At 71.7% G+C, this 22,971-nt stretch carries 18 protein-coding genes and 1 tRNA gene; 10 read left to right on the forward strand and 9 right to left on the reverse strand.

What is annotated here, in order from left to right:
• The 6 genes from pyrF to PV721_RS25105 all read right to left on the reverse strand — a co-directional run.
• Positions 1-630: orotidine-5'-phosphate decarboxylase (gene pyrF, locus PV721_RS25080; protein ID WP_319727948.1), on the reverse strand; the 630-nt coding region annotated here is incomplete at its 3' end.
• A 16-nt stretch (positions 631-646) separates the two neighbouring features.
• The gene (locus PV721_RS25085) at positions 647-1,204 is read right to left on the reverse strand and encodes a carboxymuconolactone decarboxylase family protein (protein WP_319727950.1); all 558 of its coding nucleotides are present in this window, start codon (positions 1,202-1,204) and stop codon (positions 647-649) included.
• Positions 1,205-1,414: 210 nt separating this feature from the next.
• Complete coding sequence (locus PV721_RS25090) at positions 1,415-2,248, reverse strand: S-methyl-5'-thioadenosine phosphorylase (RefSeq protein ID WP_319727951.1); 834 nt, start codon at positions 2,246-2,248, stop codon at positions 1,415-1,417.
• A gap of 75 nt (positions 2,249-2,323) precedes the next feature.
• Positions 2,324-2,635 (reverse strand): FmdB family zinc ribbon protein, encoded by a 312-nt coding sequence (locus PV721_RS25095; protein WP_319727952.1) that lies wholly within the window; start codon positions 2,633-2,635, stop codon positions 2,324-2,326.
• A gap of 67 nt (positions 2,636-2,702) precedes the next feature.
• Positions 2,703-4,067 (reverse strand): MFS transporter, encoded by a 1,365-nt coding sequence (locus PV721_RS25100; RefSeq protein WP_319727954.1) that lies wholly within the window; start codon positions 4,065-4,067, stop codon positions 2,703-2,705.
• A gap of 366 nt (positions 4,068-4,433) precedes the next feature.
• Positions 4,434-5,960, reverse strand: coding sequence for a potassium/proton antiporter (locus PV721_RS25105; RefSeq protein WP_319727971.1), 1,527 nt, complete (start codon positions 5,958-5,960; stop codon positions 4,434-4,436).
• Between the two features lie 215 nt (positions 5,961-6,175).
• Here PV721_RS25105 and PV721_RS25110 point away from each other — a divergent pair, with 215 nt between their 5' ends.
• A complete protein-coding gene (locus PV721_RS25110; protein ID WP_319727955.1) occupies positions 6,176-9,028 on the forward strand; it encodes a penicillin acylase family protein in 2,853 nt (950 codons plus the stop codon).
• On the opposite strand, the gene PV721_RS25115 is transcribed toward PV721_RS25110, so the two are convergent.
• Positions 9,023-9,637, reverse strand: a complete 615-nt coding sequence (locus PV721_RS25115) for a 5-formyltetrahydrofolate cyclo-ligase (protein WP_319727957.1) — start codon at positions 9,635-9,637, stop codon at positions 9,023-9,025. The two genes, PV721_RS25110 and PV721_RS25115, sit on opposite strands and share 6 nt — an antisense overlap.
• Before the next feature lie 94 nt (positions 9,638-9,731).
• On the opposite strand from PV721_RS25115, the gene galU reads away from it, so the two are divergent.
• The 8 genes from galU to PV721_RS25155 all read left to right on the forward strand — a co-directional run bounded on the left by galU (position 9,732) and on the right by PV721_RS25155 (position 19,461).
• Complete coding sequence (gene galU / locus PV721_RS25120) at positions 9,732-10,634, forward strand: UTP--glucose-1-phosphate uridylyltransferase GalU (RefSeq protein WP_319727959.1); 903 nt, start codon at positions 9,732-9,734, stop codon at positions 10,632-10,634.
• Positions 10,635-10,638: 4 nt separating this feature from the next.
• A complete protein-coding gene (gene glp / locus PV721_RS25125; protein ID WP_319727962.1) occupies positions 10,639-11,985 on the forward strand; it encodes a gephyrin-like molybdotransferase Glp in 1,347 nt (448 codons plus the stop codon).
• A gap of 74 nt (positions 11,986-12,059) precedes the next feature.
• On the forward strand, positions 12,060-12,539 hold the full coding sequence (gene moaC, locus PV721_RS25130) for a cyclic pyranopterin monophosphate synthase MoaC (protein ID WP_215015680.1): 480 nt from the start codon (positions 12,060-12,062) through the stop codon (positions 12,537-12,539).
• Between the two features lie 62 nt (positions 12,540-12,601).
• Positions 12,602-13,135, forward strand: a complete 534-nt coding sequence (locus PV721_RS25135) for a MogA/MoaB family molybdenum cofactor biosynthesis protein (protein ID WP_319727972.1) — start codon at positions 12,602-12,604, stop codon at positions 13,133-13,135.
• Complete coding sequence (locus tag PV721_RS25140; protein ID WP_319727973.1) at positions 13,132-13,761, forward strand: GNAT family protein; 630 nt, start codon at positions 13,132-13,134, stop codon at positions 13,759-13,761. Before PV721_RS25135 ends, PV721_RS25140 begins: the two co-directional genes overlap by 4 nt.
• A gap of 169 nt (positions 13,762-13,930) precedes the next feature.
• Entirely contained in the window at positions 13,931-14,965 is a 1,035-nt protein-coding gene (locus PV721_RS25145) for a hypothetical protein (protein WP_319727963.1), read from the forward strand.
• A gap of 78 nt (positions 14,966-15,043) precedes the next feature.
• Positions 15,044-15,117 (forward strand) — tRNA-Ala (locus PV721_RS25150).
• A gap of 444 nt (positions 15,118-15,561) precedes the next feature.
• Positions 15,562-19,461 carry a hypothetical protein gene (locus PV721_RS25155; RefSeq protein ID WP_319727965.1) on the forward strand — a complete coding sequence of 1,300 codons (3,900 nt, stop codon included), beginning with the start codon at positions 15,562-15,564 and terminating at the stop codon, positions 19,459-19,461.
• Between the two features lie 67 nt (positions 19,462-19,528).
• Here PV721_RS25155 and PV721_RS25160 read toward each other — a convergent pair whose 3' ends face one another.
• Together PV721_RS25160 and PV721_RS25165 are read right to left on the reverse strand one after the other, a co-directional pair.
• Complete coding sequence (locus PV721_RS25160; RefSeq protein WP_319727967.1) at positions 19,529-20,515, reverse strand: aldo/keto reductase; 987 nt, start codon at positions 20,513-20,515, stop codon at positions 19,529-19,531.
• A 253-nt stretch (positions 20,516-20,768) separates the two neighbouring features.
• Positions 20,769-21,800, reverse strand: coding sequence for a helix-turn-helix transcriptional regulator (locus PV721_RS25165; RefSeq protein ID WP_319727969.1), 1,032 nt, complete (start codon positions 21,798-21,800; stop codon positions 20,769-20,771).
• 140 nt (positions 21,801-21,940) lie between these two features.
• Here PV721_RS25165 and PV721_RS25170 point away from each other — a divergent pair.
• The coding region (locus PV721_RS25170; RefSeq protein WP_319727970.1) for a CoA transferase at positions 21,941-22,971 on the forward strand (1,031 nt) is incomplete at its 3' end.

Here is a 22,971-nt window from a genome sequence, read left to right on the forward strand (position 1 = left end):
GCCGTCCACCGGCCCGCCCACCGAGCCGCGCACCGGCCCGCCCACCGAACCGTCCGCCGGCACCTCCGGCCCCAGGGTCACCCCCGGCGTCACGATCAGCCGGTCCGGTCCCAGCAGCCGGCGCAGCGGCCCGGCCTCCCGCGGCGAGGCGATGACCCCGTCGCAGCCCGCGCCCACCGCCAGCCGGGCCAGCCGCAGCACCTGCTCCTCGACGTCCGCCTCGATGCCGATGTCGGCGAGGTCGCCGGCGGTCATGCTGGTGACCACGGTCAGCGCGAGCACCCTCAGCCGCGGGAACTCCCGCGCCGCCTCGACCGCCGCGGCCATGATCCCCGTACCGCCCATGCCGTGCACCGTCACCATGGACGCGCCCAGCGCGCCCGCGGCCCGGACGGCGCCGGCGACGGATTTCGGGATCTCGAAGAGCTTCAGGTCGAGGAAGACCTCGTGGCCGCGCTCGGCCAGGTCCCGTGCGAGCCCGGGGCCCGCGGCGGTCAGCAGCTCCAGGCCGATCTTGTAGGAGCCGCAGGCGTCGCCGAGGCGGTCGACGAGCTCCTCGGCGGCCCGGCGGCCGTCGAAGTCGAGGGCGACGATGACCTCGCGGCCGGCGAAGGGGGAGTCCGTGTTCACGCCGTCATTGTCGGGGTCACGGCCCGGCCGTGATCCGGCAGGCCTCCGCGAAGCCCTGGCTGGTCAGGCCGAAGGCGCTGTTGACGCGCGAGCGCCAGTTCTCCAGGGCGACCATCGCGGTGAGCTCGACGAACGCCGCCTCGCCGAGCCGGGCGATCAGTTCCTCGGCCAGCTCGTCCGTGACCGCCGGCTCGGTCTCGGTCATCGCCTCGGCGTACTCCATGACCAGCAGTTCCAGGTCGGTGAACACCTCGCGGGCCTCCCGCCACCGCGGCACCCGCTCGATCTTCTCGGCCGGCACGCCCAGCTCGTGGCCCTCCCAGTAACCGAAGTCCATGCACCACGAGCAGTTGATGCGGGCCGCCGCCGCCATCACGGCGAGGTGCTTGAGACCGGCGTCGAGCGCGTTCCACTTCGCCGCCTGCTGTTCCAGGCGGACGTACGAGAACAGCACGCGCGAATTGTGCCCGTAGGCCTGGCCGGGGTCGAGCACCTTGCCGTACGTACGGCGCGAGTACCAGGAGCCGATGCGCATGAGGAGGGTGCGGGGCGGGGTGAGCGAGATACGCGGCATGACAGTCATCTCCCGGGCAGGGGCGGTCTTGTTTCCGCCTTCACCAAGGAGGACCGGACAGCCGCGCCGCATGTGACAGCCGCTGCGCGCCCCTCCTCGCCGAGCGCGAGCCGGCGTCGCCGTCGAGGCGGGCCACCGTGAGCACCGGCGCCCGGCCCGCCGCAGGCGGCGCCACCGACAACGCTGCCGCGAAGCCTGCGGCAGGGTGGACTACGGCAGCTCGATGCCCAGGTCCCAGCCGTCGTGCGCGTGCGTGCACAGGCAGGCGCGGGACTCCGTCGGCGGCAGGGCCGCCACCGCGTCGAAGAGGACCTCGCGCAGTCGGCCGACGTTCTCGCCGAACACCTTCAGGACCTCGGTGTGGGAGACGCCCTCGCCCGTCTCGGCGCCCGCGTCCAGGTCCGTGACCAGGGCCATCGAGGTGTAGCACAGCCCCAGCTCGCGCGCGAGGACCGCCTCGGGGTGACCGGTCATGCCGACGACCGACCAGCCCGCCGCGGCGTGCCACTGCGACTCCGCGCGCGTCGAGAAGCGGGGCCCCTCTATGACGACCATGGTTCCGCCGTCCACCGGCTCCCAGTCCCGGCCCCGGGCCGCCGCGATCGCCACCGACCGGCCCACCGGGCAGTACGGGTCGGCGAAGGTGGTGTGCACGACGTTGGGGACGGACCCGTCGGGAAGCGGCTCCCCGTCGAAGAAGGTCTGCACGCGCGACTTCGTACGGTCGACCAGCTGGTCGGGAACGAGCAGCGTGCCCGGCCCGTACTCGGCCCGCAGGCCGCCGACCGCGCACGGGCCCAGCACCTGGCGGACGCCGACCGAGCGCAGGGCCCACAGGTTGGCCCGGTAATTGATCTTGTGCGGCGGGACGGTGTGGCTGCGCCCGTGCCGGGGGAGGAAGGCCACCTGGCGGCCGGCCAGCTCACCCATGTACAGGGAGTCGCTGGGAGGCCCGTACGGGGTCTCCACCTGGATCTCGGAGACGTCCTCCAGGAAGGAGTAGAAGCCCGAGCCGCCGATGACACCGATCTCTGCGTTCACCATGCGGCCCACCCTAACCGGGCATGCCGAAGGCCCCGCTGCCCGGTCAGGGGCGGGCGGGGCCTACGGCGAAAGCGATCAGGCGGCCGACGTGGAGCTGCTGCTGCTCGACGACGTCGAGGAGGACGAAGCGGCAGGTGCGGCGGCGGTCGACGTCGTGGACGAGGACGAGCTCGAGGCCGGCTTCGAGGCAGGGGTGCTGCTCGACGAGGCGCCACGGCTGTCGTTCCGGTAGAAACCGGAGCCCTTGAAGACGATGCCGACCGCGGAGAACACCTTCTTCAGGCGTCCGTCGCAGCTCGGGCACACGGTCAGTGCGTCATCGGTGAACTTCTGCACGGCCTCAAGGCCCTCACCGCATTCGGTGCACTGGTACTGGTAGGTCGGCACGCATTTCCTCCTGGCACTCTGACTCAATGAGTGCTAACGACGCTCCATGGTGACGTATTCCGGCGGATCAGTCCACCGTCACCGGTACGCGGTGACCCATCCCACGCTCGTTCACCCGGTTACGGGCGGCCGGCGCCGAGGCGGTCACCGCCGCCGGGACGGCCGGAGCGGGGGTCCCGTCCGCCGGCCCGGACGAGTTCACGATCCGGCTCGGGGCCTTCGGGGCCAGCTGCGCACGCAGCGCCAGCAGGGTGGCCAGCGCGAGCACGGTGGCGCCCATGGGCACCAGGAAGCCGTACGAGGATCCGTGCGCGTCCGTCAGGCGGCCGGCCAGGATGACGGCGATGGCCTGGCCGAAGGCGATCGAACCGGTCAGCCAGGTGAAGGCCTCGGTCCGGGCGTTCGCGGGGACCAACTGCTCGACCATCGTGTAGCCGGTGATGAGCGCCGGGGCGATGCACAGGCCGACGACCAGGCCGAGCGCGCCCAGCAGGATCATCGAGTGGGCGGCCCACAGGACGGACGCGGCGGCGGTGAGGCCGATGTAGCCCAGGATCAGCCGGCGACGCGGGCCGATCTTCCAGGCGATGGCGCCCATCGCGATGCCGGCGATCATGTTGCCCGCGGCGAAGACGCCGTAGAGCAGGCCGTTGGCACCGGGGTTGCCGATCTCGTCGGAGAAGGCGGCGAGCGACACCTGCATGCCGCCGAAGACGGCGCCGATCCCGAGGAAGGCGAAGATCAGGACGCGCAGGCCCGGGAAGGACAGGGCGAAGGCCCGCTTCTCACCGGCGGCCGTCGGGGCGTGCGGCTTGGGCTGGGTGGCGCGACGGGCCGCGAAGAGCAGGCCGCCGAGCAGCGTCAGCGTGGCCTCGGTGACCAGGCCGGCCGCCGGGTGGACGCCGGTGCACAGGGCGGTCGCCAGGACCGGGCCGACGACGAAGGTGAACTCGTCGGTGACGGACTCGAACGCGGCGGCCGTCGGCAGCAGCGGCGAGCCCTCCAGCTTGGCGGCCCAGCGGGCCCGGACCATCGGGCCCACCTGCGGCACCGAGGCGCCGGCGGGTACGGCGGCCAGCGCCAGGGCCCAGACCGGAGCGCCCGCGAGGGCGAGCGCGGCCAGGCCGCTGACGGCGGCGGCGTGCGTGAGGACCACGGGGAGCAGGACGGCGCTCTGGCCGAAACGGTCGGTGAAGATGCCCATCACGGGGGCGGAGAGCGCCATCGAGACGCCGGTGACGGCGGCGACGATGCCGGCGCTGCCGTAGGAACCGGTCGTGTACTGGACCAGCAGCAGGATGCTGATGGTCAGCATGCCGAAGGGGAGTCGAGCTGCGAAGCCGGGGAGTACGAAGCCGAGGGCGCCGGGCGTGCGCATGAGCTGCCCGTAGCCGGGGCGGGCGGACTTGTCGGTCGTGACCGCGGATGTCACGGCCTTGCCTTTCCGCTGCCTGGTAGAGCTTCCCCGTCTGCGGACGGTGCTTCGCCTTGTGAGCGGCCGCACCCGTACATGTGGGAGCCCCGAGAGCTGTCCTCTTGCGCAGAACCGAGTGATACCTGGGCGCCCACTGCGGGAGGGTGCCACGGCCGCTTTGCGGTCGCGCCAGCTCTGCGTCAGGCAGAGTTGGTTCGATCTGTTGTGCCTTCATCGTACAGGGGAAGCCTCTACCACGCCCTGTGATTACGGTGACAAGCTGTGTCTTCACCTGTGATTAACGGAAGCTTCGCCCATGAGAGGATTGGTAATAGGGCTGAAATCGGGCAGATTACAGTGAAAATGCCGAATCGGAACGTCGCTCTAATGCGATCCGGTCCCGTTCCCCGTGCCCAGCCACCCCGCCAGCTTGCCGCCCCGCGCTACCGCCCGCAGCCGCGCCTCCGCCGCGTCCCGTACCGGGTCCGTGGCCACCACCAGCAGCTCGTCCCCGCGCCGCAGCACGGTCGAGGGCAGCGGTACGAAGCTCTTCGCCTCCCGGACCACCAGCGTGACCGAGGCTCCCGGCGGCAGCCGCAGCTCGCTCACCTCGACGCCGTGCATCCGCGAGGCCGGCGGGATCTCGAAGGAGAGCAGGTGTCCGCGCAGCTTCTCCAGCGGCGCCGACTCGATGCCGAGGTCGGCCGCGGTCTCCTCGCCCTTGCCGAGGTTCAGCTTGCGCGCCAGCCAGGGCAGGGTCGGCCCCTGCACCAGGGTGTAGACGACGACCAGCACGAAGACGATGTTGAAGACGCGGTCGCTGCCCTCGATCCCGGACACCATCGGGATGGTCGCCAGGATGATGGGCACGGCGCCGCGCAGGCCCGCCCACGACATGAGGGCCTGCTCCTGCCACGGGATCCGGAAGGGCAGCAGGCTGATGAAGACCTCCAGGGGCCGCGCCACCATCGTGAGCACCAGCCCGATGACCACGGCGGGCCAGAAGTCGTGGACCAGCTCGTGCGGGGTGACCAGCAGGCCGAGCAGCACGAACATGCCGATCTGGGCGATCCAGCCGAGCCCGTCCGCGAATCCCCGGGTGGCCGGCCAGTGCGGGAGCTTCGCGTTCCCGAGCACCATCGCGGCGAGGTACACGGCGAGGAAGCCGGAGCCGTGCGCCATCGCGCCGGCCGCGTACGCCGTGATGGCGATGGCCATGACGGCGATCGGGTAGAGGCCGGAGGCGGGCAGGGCCACGTGCCGCAGGCCGTACGCGCCCAGGAAGCCGACCGTCAGGCCGATCGCGACGCCGATCGCCAGCTCCAGCGCGATCTTGCCGAGCAGGACGTACCAGTCGTCCACCGGGCCGACGGTGGCGAAGGCCACCACCAGGATGACGACGGGTGCGTCGTTGAAACCGGACTCGGCCTCCAGGACGCCCGTGATCCGGGAGGGCAGCGGGACCTTCCGCAGCACCGAGAAGACGGCCGCCGCGTCGGTCGAGGAGACGACCGCGCCGATCAGGAGGGCCTGCCGCCATTCCAGTCCGACCAGGTAATGCGCTCCTGCCGCCGTCACGCCCACGCTGATCGCGACGCCCACCAGTGAAAGCATGATCGCCGCCGGCAGGGCCGGCTTGATCTCTTTCCACTTCGTGCCCAGACCGCCCTCGGCGAGGATCACCACGAGCGCGGCATAACCGATGACCTGGGTCAGCTCGGCATTGTCGAATACGACGTTGCCTATGCCGTCCTGGCCTATCGCGACGCCTATGCCGAGGTAGATGAGCAGGCTGGGCAGGCCGCTGCGTGACGAGACGCGCACCGCCGCGACGGCGACGAGCAGTACGAGCGAGCAGACCAGCAGAAGCTCATTGAGCGTGTGGACAGTCAGCGGGCGGCCCTCCTCAATGCGCCCGGCGGATCGATCCTCCCGGCGACAAGTTCGGCAAGTAGTTCGTTACCTTACCTAATCTTTGACGCGCCCTTTACGCGATACCCACATTGTGAAACGCCTGTTCCCCCCTGTCGTTCGGACCTCTACCCCTGGAGGATCAACGAAGCCGGTCCTGCGCCTATGGTTGCTCCCAGCACTCCCAGGACCACCCTGCCCCTCTAAGGACAGCGATGCCCGCCAACGAAACCGCTCCTCCCGCCAAGAAGAAGGGACGACGCGCCCGTCTGATCGTGCTCGTACTGGTCCTGGCGCTCTTCGCGGGCCTCGGCTACGGGGCGTACTGGGGCGTGGACAGCGTGCGCGCCTCGTTCCCCCAGACGACCGGCTCCCTCAAGGTGCCGGGCCTGACCGGGACCGTCGAGGTCAAACGCGATGACCACGGCATTCCCCAGCTCTACGCGGACAACGACGACGACCTCTTCCGCGCACAGGGCTTCGTGCACGCGCAGGACCGGTTCTGGGAGATGGACGTACGCCGCCACATGACCTCCGGGCGGCTCTCGGAGATGTTCGGTTCCGGCCAGGTCGAGACCGACGCCTTCCTGCGCACGCTCGGCTGGCGCCAGGTCGCGCAGGCCGAGTACGACACCAAGCTGTCGCCCGAGACGAAGAAGTATCTGCAGGCCTACGCCGACGGGGTCAACGCGTACCTGAAGGGGAAGTCCGGCAAGGACCTCTCCGTCGAGCACGCGGCGCTCAAGCTGAGCGACGGCTACCAGCCCGAGCAGTGGTCGCCGGTGGACTCGGTGGCCTGGCTCAAGGCGATGGCGTGGGACCTGCGCGGCAACATGCAGGACGAGATCGACCGCGCGCTGATGTCGAGCAAGCTCTCGACGGCGCAGATCGACGAGCTCTACCCGCCGTACCCCTTCGACCGGAACAAGCCGATCGTCGAGGGCGGCAAGGTCGAGGGCGGCAAGTACGCACCCCAGACCTCCGGCGCCACGGGCTCCGGGTCCGGCTCCAACGGCACCGGCTCGGGCAACGGCACCGCCCTCGGCTCCCCGGCCTCCACGGGCCCGGCCGCCACGGGAACCGGCCTCGCCGACAACGCCACCGCCCAGGGCGCGACCGTGGGCCTGCGCAACCAGCTGACCGCCCTCGCCGCCACCCTGGACAAGGTTCCCGCCATCCTCGGCCCCAACGGCAGCGGCATCGGCTCGAACTCCTGGGTCGTCTCGGGCAAGTACACGACCACCGGCAAGCCGCTGCTGGCGAACGACCCGCACCTGTCCCCGCAGCTGCCCTCGGTCTGGTACCAGATGGGCCTGCACTGCCGCACCGTCTCGGCCCAGTGCCAGTACGACGTGGCCGGCTACACCTTCTCCGGCATGCCGGGCGTGGTCATAGGCCACAACGCCGAGATCGCCTGGGGCATGACCAACCTCGGCGCCGACGTCACCGACCTCTTCCTGGAGCAGGTCAAGCCCGAGGGCTACGTCTACGACGGCAAGGTGCTCCCCTTCACCACCCGTGAAGAGGTCATCAAGGTCGCGGGCGGCGACAGCAAGAAGATCACCGTCCGCACCACCAACAACGGTCCGCTCGTCTCCGACCGCAGCGAGGAGCTCGCCACGGTCGGCACCCGCGCCCCCGTCGCCAGCTCCGCCCCCGACCGCGGCGACGGTTACGCCGTCGCCTTGCGCTGGACCGCGCTGGACCCGGGCAAGACCATGGACTCGGTCTTCAAGCTCAACCGGGCCAAGACCTTCGACGACTTCCGCAAGGCCGCGGCCGACTTCGACGTGCCCTCGCAGAACCTGATCTACGCCGACAACAAGGGCCTCACCGGCAACATCGGCTACCAGGCCCCGGGCCGCATCCCGATGCGCGGCCAGGGCGACGGCCGGATGCCCGCCCCCGGCTGGGACTCCAAGTACGCCTGGAAGGGCGGCAAGGACGGCAACGCCGGCTACATCCCGCAGAGCGAGATGCCCTGGGACTCCAACCCGTCGCGCGGCTACATCGTCACCGCCAACCAGGCCGTCGTGGAGAGCGGGACCGGCGCGGGCAAGTACCCGTACCTGCTGACCACCGACTGGGGCTACGGCGCCCGCAGCCAGCGGATCAACGACCTCATCGAGGCGAAGATCAAGGACGGCGGCAAGATCTCGACCGATGACATGCGCACCATGCAGATGGACAACAGCAGCGAGATCGCCGCGCTGCTGACCCCGATGCTGGCGAAGATCGAGGTCTCCGACCCGGGCGTGCGCGCCGCGCAGAAGCTGCTGGACGGCTGGAACTACACCCAGGAGCCCGACTCGGCGGCCGCCGCCTACTTCAACGCGGTCTGGCGCAACATCCTCAAGCTGTCCTTCGGCGACAAGATGCCCAAGGAGCTGCGGATCGAGGGCAGCTGCATGAACGTCCTCGGCAACGGCACCGGCCCCGCCGACGACCTCGCCAAGACCGTCCGCGAATGCGGCACCCGCGGCTCCGACTCGGCGCAGCCGGACGGCGGCGACCGCTGGTTCGAGGTGGTCCGCCGCTTGGTCAAGGACGAGAAGTCGCAGTGGTGGAGCTCGCCCAGGACCCTGACCCAGCCGGAGACCACCACCCGCGACGAGCTGTTCGCCCGGGCCATGAAGGACGCCCGCTGGGAGCTCACCGCCAAGCTCGGCAAGGACCAGTCCACCTGGAGCTGGGGCCGGCTGCACCAGCTGAACCTGAAGAACCAGACGATCGGCACCGAGGGCCCCGGCTTCATGCAGTGGCTCCTCAACCGCGGCCCGTGGAACCTGGGCGGTGGCGAGGCCACCGTCAACGCGACCGGCTGGAACGCCTCCAGCGGCTACGGGGTGACCTGGGTGCCGTCGATGCGCATGGTGGTCAACCTCAACGACCTCGACAAGTCCCGCTGGATCAACCTCACGGGCGCCTCGGGGCACGCGTACAACTCCCACTACACGGACCAGACGACGATGTGGGCCAAGGGCGAGCTGCTGGAGTGGCCCTTCGGCAAGGAGGCCGTCGAGAAGGCCACGGTCGACACCCTGACCCTCAAGCCGGAGGGCTCATGAGCTGAAGCGGCGCACCCCCGACGGGGTCGCCACCGCTTGCACGGGGTGGTCGTGCGGTTCCTCCGGGACCCGCGCGACCACCTCGTCGTCGTAGAGGAGCACCACCAGCGCGGGATGGGCCCCGGCGCGCTCCAGGCGCTCCAGCACGCGGTCGTACGAACCTCCGCCCCGGCCGAGCCGCATGCCGCGCCCGTCGACCGCGAGGCCGGGCAGCAGTACGGCGTCGGCCCCGGTCACCGCCTCCGGCCCGAGCGCCGGCCCGGTGGGCTCCAGCAGCCGCATCTTTCCGGGGTGGGCGGCCTCGGCGAGGCTCTGCGGGCCTTCGTACGCCGCCCAGTCGAGGTCGTTGTCGGGCAGCAGCAGGGGCAGCAGCACGCGCTTGCCGGCCGCGCGCAGGGCGTCGAGGAGTGCGCGGGTGCCGGGTTCGGTGCCGACGGAGACGTACGCCGCCACCGTGCGGGCGTCGGCCAGTTCGGGCAGTTCGAGGGCCCTGACGGCGAGGGCGGCGGCCGAGGCGCGGCAGGCTTCGGGGGACAAGGCGCGGCGCGCGGTGAGGAGTTCTCGGCGCAGGCCGGCCTTGGCGGACGCGGTGGGCGGGTTCTCGGTCACGAGGAAGTCAAATATCCTTGCGAATCGGGTCATAGGTGGATCTACCTGCTGGGATCTCGTCTGGCCTTCGGCAGGACCCACTATCGTTCGGGGCATGACTATGTTGCACCCCGTGATCAAGAAGGCCGTGATTCCGGCCGCTGGCCTCGGCACTCGCTTCCTTCCGGCGACCAAGGCGACCCCGAAGGAAATGCTCCCGGTTGTGGACAAGCCGGCCATCCAGTACGTGGTGGAGGAGGCCGTCGCGGCCGGGCTCGACGACGTACTCATGATCACTGGGCGTAACAAGCGTGCCCTGGAAGACCACTTCGACCGGAACTACGAGCTGGAGTCGGCCCTCATCGCCAAGGGCGACGACGACCGGCTGAAGAAGGTCCAGGAATCCAGCGACCTCGCGACGATGCACTACGTCCGCCAGGGCGACCCGCGGGGCCTCGGCCACGCCGTGCTCTGCGCCGAGCCGCACGTCGGCCGCGAGCCCTTCGCCGTCCTGCTCGGTGACGACCTCATCGACCCGCGCGACCCGCTGCTGCGTCAGATGGCCGACATCTACGCCCGCACCGGCGGCACCGTCATCGCGCTCATGGAGGTCGACCCGGCCAGCGTCCACCTCTACGGCTGCGCCGCCGTCGAGGCCACGGACGAGCCGGACGTGGTCCGCATCACCGGCCTCGTCGAGAAGCCGGAGCCCGAGGACGCGCCCAGCAATTTCGCGGTCATCGGACGCTACGTCCTCAACCCCGCGATCTTCGACATACTGCGGGAGACCGAGCCGGGCCGCGGCGGGGAGATCCAGCTCACCGACGCCCTGCAGAAGCTTGCCGCCGACGAGAGCGTCGGCGGTCCGGTGCACGGCGTGGTCTTCCGGGGCCGTCGCTACGACACCGGGGACCGCGGCGACTACCTGCGGGCCATCGTCCGCCTCGCGTGCGAGCGCGAGGACCTCGGCCCCGAGTTCCGCACCTGGCTTCACCGTTACGTCACGGAGGAGATGTAGCACCTTGAGCAGTTCCGCACCGCAGGACACCGGCCACCGTCTGTGGTCCGTGGACGAGCACCTCGCGGACGTCCTCGCGGCCGTCCGGCCGCTGGAGCCCATCGAGCTCCAGCTGCTGGACGCCCAGGGCTGTGTCCTGGTCGAGGACGTCACCGTGCCCGTCGCCCTCCCGCCCTTCGACAACAGCTCCATGGACGGTTACGCCGTCCGCACGGCCGACGTCCAGGGTGCGAGCGAGGAGTTCCCCGCGGTGCTGACGGTCATCGGGGACGTCGCGGCGGGCAGCGGTGAGCTGCCCACCGTGGGCCCCGGCGAGGCCGCCCGCATCATGACCGGCGCCCCGCTGCCGCCCGGCGCGGAAGCCGTCGTACCGGTCGAGTGGACCGACGGCGGCACGGGCGGGGGCGCGGCCGCCGGGATGACCCCGGCCAGCGCCGCCCCCGAGCAGGCGGGCGGCGAGGTACGGGTGCACCGCTCCGCCGAGGCGCGGGCGCACGTCCGCGCGCGCGGCAGCGACGTACAGGCCGGCGACCTGGCGCTGGCCGCCGGCACGGTCCTCGGGCCGCCGCAGATCGCCCTGCTGGCCGCCATCGGGCGCGGCACCGTCCGCGTACGGCCGCGGCCGCGCGTGGTGGTCCTGTCCACCGGCAGCGAGCTGGTCCAGCCCGGCGAGGCGCTCACCTCGGGCGCGATCTACGACTCCAACAGCTTCGCGCTCGCCGCGGCCGCCCGCGACGCCGGCGCCATCGCCTACCGGGTCGGCGCCGTCGCCGACGACGCCGACACCCTGCGCGCCACCATCGAGGACCAGCTGATCCGCGCCGACCTGCTCGTCACCACGGGCGGGGTCAGCGTCGGCGCGTACGACGTGGTCAAGGAGGCGCTCTCCTCCGTCGGCTCGGGGGAGCCCGGCTCCGAGGACGTGGAGGGCGGCGGGATCGACTTCCGCAAGCTCGCCATGCAGCCCGGCAAGCCGCAGGGCTTCGGCACGATCGGCCCGGACCACACGCCGCTGCTGGCGCTGCCCGGCAACCCGGTGTCCTCGTACGTCTCTTTCGAGCTGTTCGTGCGCCCCGCGATCCGCACCCTGATGGGCCTGCCGGAGACCGAGGTCCGGCGGCCGAGCGTTCGGGCGGTGCTGACGGCCGACAAGGCGCTCGGCTCCCCGGCCGGCCGCCGCCAGTTCCTGCGCGGCAAGTACGACGCCGAGAGCGGCACGGTCAGTCCGGTCGGCGGATCGGGCTCCCACCTGATCGCCGCGCTGGCGCACGCCGACTCGCTGATGGTCGTACCGGAGGACGTCACCTCGGTGGAGCCCGGGACCGAGCTGGAAGTGGTCCTGCTCGGCTGAAGTGGGGCCGGTGCGGGTAGCGTGTTGCACCACACAGGCCCCTCGGGGGCCCGGACGGAAGCGACGCGCAGAGTATGAGTACGCAGAGCAGGCTGACCCACATCGACGAGGCCGGCGCGGCCCGGATGGTCGACGTTTCGGAGAAGGACGTCACCACCCGGACGGCCCGGGCCAGTGGACGTGTGCTCGTCTCCCCCCGGGTGATCGAACTGCTGCGCGGCGAGGGCGTCCCCAAGGGCGATGCCCTCGCCACCGCGCGGATCGCCGGGATCATGGGAGCGAAGAAGACCCCCGACCTGATCCCCCTCTGCCACCCGCTGGCGGTCTCGGGGGTGAAGGTCGACCTGTCGGTCGCCGACGACGCCGTCGAGATCCTCGCCACCGTGAAGACGACCGACCGTACGGGCGTCGAGATGGAGGCGCTGACCGCCGTCGCGGTCGCCGGCCTCACCGTGATCGACATGGTGAAGGCGGTCGACAAGGGCGCGGTCATCACGGACGTCCGGGTGGAGGAGAAGACCGGCGGCAAGTCCGGCGACTGGGCGCGCTCGTGAACGCCCCGCGCGGCGGTGAGGTGCACAGCCACGTGGGCCACGTCCCGCAGACCCCGGAAGCCGTGTCCGCCCCCGCGCCGGCACCTGCCGCCACGGGCCGGGCGCTCGTCGTCACGGCCTCGAACCGGGCTTCGCAGGGCGTGTACGCCGACAAGGGCGGCCCGCTGCTGGCGGAGGCGCTGGAGAAGCTCGGCTTCGCGGTGGACGGCCCGCGGGTCGTCCCGGACGGCGATCCCGTCGAGCAGGCGCTGCGCGAGGGCGTGGCCGGCGGCTACGACGTCATCCTGACCACCGGCGGGACCGGCATCTCGCCGACGGACCGCACCCCTGACGCCACCGCGCGGGTGCTGGACTACGAGATTCCGGGGATCCCGCAGGCCATCCGTGCCGAAGGACTGGCCAAGGTGCCGACCGCGGCCCTGTCCCGGGGCCTGGCGGGGGTCGCCGGGCACACCCTCATCGTCAACCTCCCGGGCTCGACGGGCGGGGTACGCGACGGCCTCGCCGTCCTCTCCCGCATCCTTCCGCACGCCGTGGACCAGATCCGGGGCGGCGACCACCCCAGACCGGCGGGACCCTCCGGGAGCGAGAGCTGAACGGCCCCTCCTGGCCGGTCGTCCTGACGGACGGGGACGTGACCCTCCGGCCGATAAGACTGCGGGACCAGAAGGCCTGGCGCGAGGTCAACCGGCGCAACCGGGACTGGCTCCGGCCGTGGGAGGCGACGATTCCGCCGCCCGCGCCGTGGGGGCCGGTGATCCAGCGGCCCACGTACCGCCAGATGGTCCGCCACCTGCGGGCGGAGGCGAACGCGGGCCGGATGCTGCCCTTCGTCGTCGAGTACCAGGGCCGCCTGGTGGGCCAGCTGACGGTCGCCGGGATCACCTGGGGCTCGATGTGCGCGGCGCACGTCGGCTACTGGGTGGACCGCGAGGTGGCGGGCCGCGGCGTGATGCCGACGGCGGTCGCGCTGGCCGTGGACCACTGCTTCGGCAAGGTCGGCCTGCACCGGATCGAGGTGTGCATCCGCCCCGAGAACGGGCCGAGCCGGCGGGTCGTGGAGAAGCTGGGCCTGCGCGAGGAGGGGCTGCGGCCGCGCTATCTGCACATCGACGGCGCCTGGCGCGACCACCTCGTCTACGCGGTCACCGTGGAGGAAGTGCCGGAGGGGCTGCTGCGCCGCTGGCACCGGTCACGGCACACGCAGGCGCCGCCGAAATAGATAACCGAATATCCGTTCGAATTAATCGGGGCAGCAAGGGGTCGGAGGCCGATTCGCCCATAACCTGATCCGAAGAATCACAAAAAAAGTCCGTGATATCAGCGAGATCGCGCGACACACCGGCCCAATTGGCCGATCCCGCCGCCCGCGCCCCTCTACGGTGTGAGGTGTGAGCAGCAGCGGCCTCATCTACGCAGTCATTGTCGGGGCCTGGGCCGCCTACTTGGTGCCCATGTGGCTCCGGAGGCAGGACGAGCTGAACGAGGCCCGTCCGACGGAACGCTTCTCCACTGCCATTCGGCTGCTTTCCGGCCGGGCGGGAATGGAGCGCCGTTACGCCAAGGGGCTGCGTGAGCGCGGTGACGAGGAGGCGGGGCCCCAGCCCCACGCGGACCCGGACGCCGCGACGGAAAAGGTGAATTCCGTCGACGTCGACGCCCGGGCCGTCGTCGTGCCCCCGACCAGGTCGGAGCCGAGGCCGGCCGCCGCCGAGCGGGAGCAGCGCGCGGAGCGGGCCCGGCGCGAACAGCGCCTCCAGGTCCTCGCACGCCGCCGGCGCACCACCGCGCTCCTCTTCCTGGTCTTCACGCTCGGCGCGGTCGTCGCGGCGGTGGGCGGACTGCGCTTCCTGTGGGCCCCCGCGGTCCCCGCCCTGCTGCTGAGCACGTACATCGTGCACCTGCGGGTCCAGGAGCGACGGCGCTACGAGTTCACGATGGACCGGCGGCGCGCCGAGGCGGCCGCGCGGCAGCTGCGGGAGAACCGCCCGCACCGCCGCGACCCCGGGGAGGCGCCCCCCGCGAGCACCGAACCGGACCCTGCGCCACCGGTTTCCCCGCAGGAGGCCGGGCGCCGGGCGCTCGTCGAGCAGACCGACCACGCCGAGTGGGTGGACCAGCAGCGCGAGCGCGAACGCGGCCCCGCCCGCGGTGACAGCTGGGAGCCGGTCCCGGTCCCGCTGCCGACCTACGTGACGGCCCCGGTCGCCCCCCGCGCCACCGGCCCGGTGTCCCCGGACGCCTGGAGCGCGACCCGCTCCAGCACGGCCGAGCCGACGGAGCCCCGCCTGCGCGCACAGCCCGCGGCCCCCAAGCCGGACGCGAAGCCGCAGACCACCCCGCGCCCCCGCGGCCAGGCCGGCGGCCGCACCCCGCTGTTCGACCAGTACGAGAGCGACGACCGCCCGCGCGCCGCCAACGAGTGATCGGTGACCTGCGCGGACGCTCCGGAATACGCGTTTTGGAGCAGCCGCGCGGGGATGCTAATGTTTCACACGTCGCAAGGGCCTGTGGCGCAGTCTGGTAGCGCACCTCGTTCGCATCGAGGGGGTCTGGGGTTCAAATCCCCACAGGTCCACAGACGACAGTTCGCGAGTAGCTCTCGTGAACGTCACGAGATCCCGCCCGGTCGAAAGACCGGGCGGGATCTCGGCGTTTCCGGAGGTGTTCGCGGCGGGGCCCGCATCACCCGTGCCCACCACCGGACTTCTGGTGGGGCCGATCCGTCCCGCTCGGGAGCCCGGTCGGAGCGACCGCGTGACCGGCGACAGTTCGGCACGGCAGAGCCGTGGGCGTAGCTGCTGACAGCCCGTCCTTCCGCTTTCCGGTGTGACCGTACCGGCGGGTAAACCCCCTGCGTTCCGGCGGACACCGGCGGATAAACTCCGCCTGCCCGTAACGCCCGTGATGGTCACCGGGTGGGGCTGCTGTAACTGGGGGGTTCATGAGATTGCTGCCGATCGGCAGAAGACCGCGGGACAGACGGGGGAGAGGCGCCCGCGCGGGCGTCGTCCCGGGGGCGTTGCTGCTCGCCGTCCTGACCGCCTTCACCGGCCAGACCGGATCCGCCTTCGCGGCGGCGGTGCCGCCCGAGGCCAGCGCCTCGCCGCAGGCGGGGCCCGCCGCGCCGGCCGGGCCCAAGGCCCCGCCGAAGGCGGACCCGAAGGCCGACCACGAGGCCGCCGTGCGTGCGCTCGGGAAGAGCGACGCCGCCGAGGCCTGCCCGGCGGCCCTCGCGCCGCACACGACCGTCACCTGCACGGTCGACCCGTACAAGACCGCCTCCTTCACGCTCGCACTGCCGCAGCAGAAGGACGTGGTCCTGTACCAGGTCGTCACCCAGCGTTGGGCCAACTACAAGCTGGTGGCCCCGGACGGCTCCACGGTCACCTGTGAGAACGTCCTCGGTTCCGGCAGTGCCGGTGGGGCGCAGCGCTGCCCCACGGGCACGGCCGGAACGTACAAACTGGAGGTCACGGACTCCTACGGCGCGGAGAACGCCATCTCCGTGTCGTACGTCCCGCTGCTCTCCTCCACCGCCTGCACGGCGGTCGGCGCGGCCGACCGCAAGCTCGGCGCCCCGACGGTGTTCCACGGCTCGCCGGCCGCCGGTTCGGCGGGCGACTGCTACACGCTGGACCTGGCCGCGAACGACGTGCTGCGCAGCTACACGTCCACGTACCGGGTGGGTCAGGACGTCTATGACGCCACCGGCAAGCTGGTCTGCAGCACGGAGAGCCACCGCGGCGAGACCCTCGACTGCAAGCTCACCGGTACCGCGCCGTTCCGGATGTCGGTGCTCCAGGGCTCGGGTACCGCCGAGACCTACGACCTCACCGTGGCCCGGCTCTCCAAGCCCGAGGGCTGCGCGGTCGTGGAACCGCAGGCGTTCGGGGCCGCCCCGGACCTGAGCTCCACGGCCCGTTGCCGCACCCTGCGGGTGTCGCAGGCCGCGCACCACACGTTCGCTCCGGTTGCCTCCGGAAGCGTTCCGTACGGCGCGCTGTTCGACGCCCAGGGGACCGCGATCACCGCTTGCGGGCAGGGTGCCTGCGACCTGACCCCGGGTGACCACACCTGGGCCGTCGACCCGCGGAGCACCGACGCCGGCGCGTTCGGCATGGCGTTCCACTCCGCCAAGGAGACCCGCGGCTGCACCGCGACGCACGACAACGGCCTGGTGGCCGGTCCGGCCACCGGCACCTTCGGCGGGCCCGGGCAGCAGCTCTGCCTGACCCTGCCGACCGCCGGCGGCCAGGGCGTCTACCTGCTCAACCGGCCGCCCGCCGAGGGCACCAGCGCTGCCGTCACCGTCTACGACGCCGCCGGTGCCAAGCAGTGCGAGGAGGACGGCTACTCGTACTACGTCTGCAAGCTGACCGGCGCCGCCCCGTTCCGCGCGGTGCTGAGCGGCACGGAGTCCCAGGCCTTCGGGCTGGTGATCCACCGGACCGGCGATGCCTCGGGCTGCGCCGCCTGGCCGCAGACCGGCTTCGACGGCTCCTGGGGTGCCGAAGTCCCGCTCGGTGCGGAGGCACGGCAGCGCTGCCTGAGCCTGCCGGCCGACAAGCACTCCACGGCCGAGATGCTCGACTACACCAACGAGCAGAACAAGGTGAACGGCTCGATCCAGGTGGTCGACCCCACGGGCACCACGGTCTGCTCGACCGACGGCGGCTCGACCAGCACCTGCGCTCTCAGCGCCGGTGTGCCCTACACCGCGATGGTCGTCTTCACCGGCTGGGGAACGGACACCTACAAGGTGGTCCGGCGTGACATCTCGCCGACCGCGAAGTGTGCTGCTCCGGCCTCGACGACCGTCGGTGGCCGGTCCACCCCCTTCGACCTGACCTCCGCCCTGGACGCCCGCTGCATCCGGGTCAGCGCAGCGGCGACCGACAAGGTCTGGCTGAGTTCGCGGACCCTCGAGGACCCGCGGTACGGACCGTCGACGCTGCTGATGGCGGTCGACGCCAACGGCAAGTACGTCTGCAGGCAGTGGGGCATCTCCTGCCAGGTCACCGGCTCGACCTCGTACGTCGCGATCGTGCTCGCGTCCGGGTACAAGGACAAGCCCATCCACACCGATGTGGACACCTGGAAGGTCGCCACGGCGACCGGGTGGGCGCCGGAGTGCACCGCCAACCGGGTCTCGGTCGACGGCTTTCCGGTACGGAGCGGGGTGCTCACCGAGTCCTCCACCGCCTACTGCGCCGTGATCGACGTGAAGCCCGAGCAGGCCTTCAAGGTCGTCGGAACCACCAGCGCCACGAGCTTCTTCAAGCCCGGCCTGCACCTGTTGAGCCGCACCCATTGGGACAGCTCGTACCTCGGGTACCAGTGCGGCGGCGAGTGGGGAAGGTTCGGCGGCGGCTGCTCGACCGACAGCCACTCCGAGGCGGGTGAAGCCCTGCTGCTGATGAGTGCGGCCAGGAGCGAGACCCCGGCCGAGTACAGCATCCAGGGAATCTGCGACCGCGGGTGCACCCGCCCGCCGAACCAGTCGCCGACTTCGGTCAGCCCCGCCACCGGTGCGGCCGGGACGCAGATCCAGGCCGTCGTGCGTGGTACCGGGCTCACCCTGGGCACCAAGGTGACGCTGAAGTCCGACACCACGAACGCGACGTTCATGAAGCCCGTCTCCGTGAACGCCGCCGGAACCGAGCTGACCGTCCTGGTCGACACCAACGGGCTGGCGCCGGGCAAGTACGACGTGGTCCTCGACGGCACCGGGTACACCAGCGGCGTGCCCTCCCCGGGGTACCTCCCCAAGGCCTACACCGTGACGGCTGCGGCGACCGCGGCGAAGAGCCGGTTCGTGCCGATCACGCCCTCACGGTTCCTGGACACGCGGGACGGCACCGGTGCCGGCAAGGCGCGGGTCGGTCCCGGCGGTGTGGTCACCCTTCAGGTGGCCGGCGTGAAGGGCGTCCCGGCGACCGGGGTGACCGCGGTCGTCATGAACGTGACCGCCGTCCACCCGACCGAGGCCGGGCACGTGATGGTCTACCCGAACGGGCAGCCCAGGCCCGCGGTGTCGAACCTCAACTTCTCGGCCGGGCAGATCGTGCCCAACCTGGTGACCGTTCCCGTCGTCAACGGGAAGGTGGACCTGCGCAACAACGCCGGGTCGGTGGACCTGATCGCGGACGTCACCGGCTACTACACCGACAAGGCCGCGACCGGCTCGGCGTTCACCCCGATCAATCCGACGCGGTTCCTGGACACCCGTGACGGTACGGGGGCCCACAAGGCACGGGTCGGCCCGGGCGGCGTGGCCACGCTCCAGGTGGCCGGCGTGAAGGGGGTCCCCGCGAGCGGGGTGACCGCGGTCGTCATGAACGTGACCGCCGTCAGTCCGACCGAGGCCGGCCACGTCACCGTCTACCCGAACGGGCAGGCGGCTCCGGGGGTGTCGAACCTCAACTTCACCGCCGGGCAGGTCGTCCCGAACCTGGTGACGGTGCCGGTCGTGAACGGGAAGGTGGACCTGCGCAACAACTCGGGCTCCGTCGACCTGATCGCGGACGTCACCGGGTACTACTCGGCCACCGGGTCGACGTTCTCGGCCGGTTCGCCGGTGCGGCTGCTGGACACCCGCTACGGTCTCGGCGCCCGCGCCGGGTCCGTCGGCCAGGGCGGCATCGTCAGCCTGCAGGTCGCCGGCGTCGAGGGCGTGCCGCTGACCGGGGTCACCGCGGTGGTCCTCAACGTCACCGTCACCGGCCCGTCGCAGGACGGCCACCTGATCGTCCAGCCGCACGGGGTGCCGCGTCCCAACGTGTCGAACCTCAACTTCACGGCCGGACAGACGGTCTCCAACCTGGTGGTGGTCCCGGTCGTGGACGGCCGGGTGACCTTCTACAACAACACCGGTTCCGCCGATGTGATCGCCGACCTGAACGGCTACTTCACCTCCTGACGGACCCGCGCAGCGACGAGGGGCCCGTCCGATCCCACGATCGGGCGGGCCCCTCTGCGCGTCCGGATCAGTTCACCGAGTCGAGCCGGGCGCGCTGTTCCGGGGTGAGGTCGAGGTCCACCGCGCCCAGGTTCTCCTCCAGTTGGGCCACCGTGGAGGCGCCGATCAGGGGGAGGACCGGGATGTCGCCGCCCATCAGCCAGGACAGCACGACCTGGTTGACGGTGGCGCCCGTCTCGGCGGCCACCTCGCGGACCGCGCGGAGGCGGGGGCCGGTGCCGGCGTGGTCGAAGCCCGGGCCCAGCGGCTTGTCGGTGCGGACGTAGGCGCCGGCGATCAGCGGGGAGTACGAGACCTGGGTGAGGGACGGGTTGTCCCGCAGGTAGCTGAGCAGGTCGCCGCTGACCAGACCCTGGTTGCCGTCGGGGGAGCGCAGGCTTGGGACGTCGGTGCGCTGGCGCAGGTAGCTGTGGTGGTGCTGGAGCACCTCGTAGCCCGGTACGCCGGCCGCCGCGGCCAGCGTACGGGCGCGTTCCACGCGCCAGGCCCAGTGGTTGCTGGCCCCCAGCAGACCCGCCGTGCCGTCCGCGACGACCTCGGCGAAGCCCCGGACGGTCTCCTCCAGCGGGGTGTTCTCGTCCATGATGTGCGCGTACAGCAGGTGGATCCGCTCGATGCCGAGCCGCTCCCGGCTGCGCTCCGCCGACTCCCGGATGACCTTGGCGGACAGGCCCTCCACGTCGAGGCTGAAGCCGCTGGTGGGCCGGTTGGGGCGGGCGCCGAGCTTGGTGGCGACGGTGATTTCGTCACCGATGCCGCGGCTGCGCAGCCAGCGGCCGATCAGCTCCTCGCTCTCGCCGCCCCGGGTGCCGTTGACCCAGAACGCGTAGTTGTTGGAGGTGTCGATGAAGGTGCCGCCCGCTTCGACGAAACGGTCGAGGATCGCGTACGCGGTGGCCTCTTCGACGGTGGTGCCGAAGGTCATCGTGCCGAGGCTCAGCACGCTCACTTCGCGGCGGGTCCCGGCAGCGGTGCCGATGACACGGTATTTCACGGTGATGCCTTTCGGATCAGGGCGCTGAACGACCCCGTGTGTGCACGGCCCGGGGCCGCCGGGACAAGCCGCGGCGGCGCGAAGGAGGGGCGCGTGCGAGGACAACGTGATGACGGGGACCGGAGTGCGGCCCGTCGTGGCGCGTGACGGGGAACCAGCCGGTCTGCGCGGTGCCACGGCGGGGGAGGCCGGGCACGGAGGGCGTTGCCCGCACAACGTACATGACGGTCCGCGGACAACGAAGCGCCCCTCCTCACGGGCCCGTTGACGGCCGCTCGTCGAGGAAGCCGCTCCGGGCGATCAGGTACGCGAGCTGCGCGCGGCTGCGGCTGCCGAACAGTTCGGCCGCCCAGCGCATGTGGTTGGAGACGCTGCGCGGGCTCATGCCGAGCCGCGCGGCGATCGCCTCGTCGGTGTGGCCGTTGACCATGTGGCGCAGGATCGTGCGGCGGACGTCGTCGGTGAGCTCCGCCGGCAGCCTGCCGCCGGGGGCGTCCCGCAGCGGCGCGGCGCGCTGCCAGGTGTGGTCGAAGATGCCGGCGAGGTAGCGGACGACTCCGGGATGCTCGATGGCCAGGGCGACCTGGCTGCGCTCCGCGCCCGGGTCGGGGACGAAGGCGATCCTGCGGTCGCAGATGATCAGCCGGTCGAACACCTCGTCCAGGGTGCGGACCTCGCCGCCCGCCAGCGAGATCTGCTCCACGTAGGCCAGGGTCGGCTGGTGGGAGCGGACGGTGTGCTCGTAGACGGTGCGCTGGCGGACCCCGCGGCCGAGCGCGGCGAGGTCGCTGGGGAGCGCCTCGCGGAGCGTCTCCTCCGGGCGTCCGCCGCCCGGTTGGGCGGTCAGCAGTTCGTCCTGGCAGGACCGGACGGCCGCGGCGAGGGTGGCGGTGATGGTGCCCGGACCCCGCACCGTGCGGACCGGATGGGCGTCCGTGCGGTCGTAGCTGTCCAGATAGACCTCCTGCGCCCGGGAGATCGAGGTGCGGACGGCCTCGAGGGCGTTCCTCTTCTCCTCGATGGCCCGTTCCAGGCGGTCCACGCGGGCGCCGGCGGCGAGCCGGGGCGGGACGGGGGCGAGGGAGCCGTCGGGCAGCCGCCGGACGAGCCCCAGGTCGAGCAGGCACGGAGGGCAGTCACCGGAGGGGTCCCGCTCGCGCAGGAGGTCCGCGTAGTACCGGAGACCGTCCGGGCAGATCTCGCCACCACCGACCTCGCCGGCCCCACCCGCTCCGCCGGCCCCGCTGGGGGCGTCCGTGTCCCTCGTGTCCGTGTCCCTGCACATATGTCCACCCTGCTGGTTTGCGCAATGCGCGATCATCCTGGCTGCTCCCCGCTGACTACGGGAACGCCTGGCGCGAGCATGAATTCCGCGGGTGAACCACATCGGGACCATAGGTCGGGAAGGTGGGAAATGATGGGTTCATGGGGATCGGTGACGAACGGGACAGTGGGACGGCGCAAGCCTGGGCGGCGCTCGGAGGAGCACCGGAACTCGTCCGCCGAGTCCGCTTCGCCGGAGCCGGGGACCTCGAAGAAGGCCCGCTGCCGGTGCGGGAGTTGGCGCGAGCCACTGTAAGCGTCTGCGGACTGGCGGCGGGAGAGCTCGCCGCGGTACGGGGCGGAGGCGCGACGGGGGACGCGTCTCCCCTCGTGGTGGACGAGGGTGCGGTGGCGACGGCCTTCGTCAGCGAACGGCACCTGCGCGTGGAAGGCCGCGCGCCGGTGGTCTTCGCACCGCTGTCGGGCTTCTGGCCGACAGTCGACGGATGGGTCCGTACACACGCCAACTACCCGCACCACGAAGCCGCGTTGGTACGGGCGCTGGGCCTGCCGACCGCGACACCGGAGGCGCTGCGCGCCGCGGTGGCGGGGCGGACGGCCGTGGAAGTGCAGGAACTCGCTTACGGGGAGGGCGGACTCGCCGTCGCCGTCGCGCGGGAGTACGGGGAGCGGCAGCCGCTGGTGGAGTGCGTACGCCGAACTGGCGCGCGGGGACGGAAGCTCGGCCCGGCCCCGGCAGGTCGACCCGCCACGGGGGTGCGGGTGCTGGACCTGACCCGGGTCATCGCCGGGCCCGTCGCGACGCGGACGCTCGGGCTGCTCGGGGCGGACGTACTGCGGATCGACCCACCGGGACTGCCGGAGTCGGACGACGCGTACGCCGACACCGGCTTCGGCAAGCGGTCGGCGCGGCTGGACCTGGCGGCGCCGGGGGACCGGGCGGTCTTCGAGGGACTGCTGGCCGAGGCCGACGTGGTGGTGACGGGGTACCGGCCCGGGGCTCTGCGGCGCTTCGGGCTCGACCCGGCGGATCTGCTGGAGCGGCGGCCGGGGCTGGTCGTGGCCGAGCTGTGCGCGTGGGGGTGGCGCGGGCCGTGGGCCGCGCGGCGGGGGTTCGACTCGCTGGTGCAGGCCGGGTACGGGATCGCTGCGCGCTGTGCGGGGGACGGGGG

This window comes from Streptomyces sp. MB09-01 (assembly GCF_033794505.1).
In the GTDB taxonomy this organism is placed as follows: Bacteria; Actinomycetota; Actinomycetes; order Streptomycetales; family Streptomycetaceae; genus Streptomyces.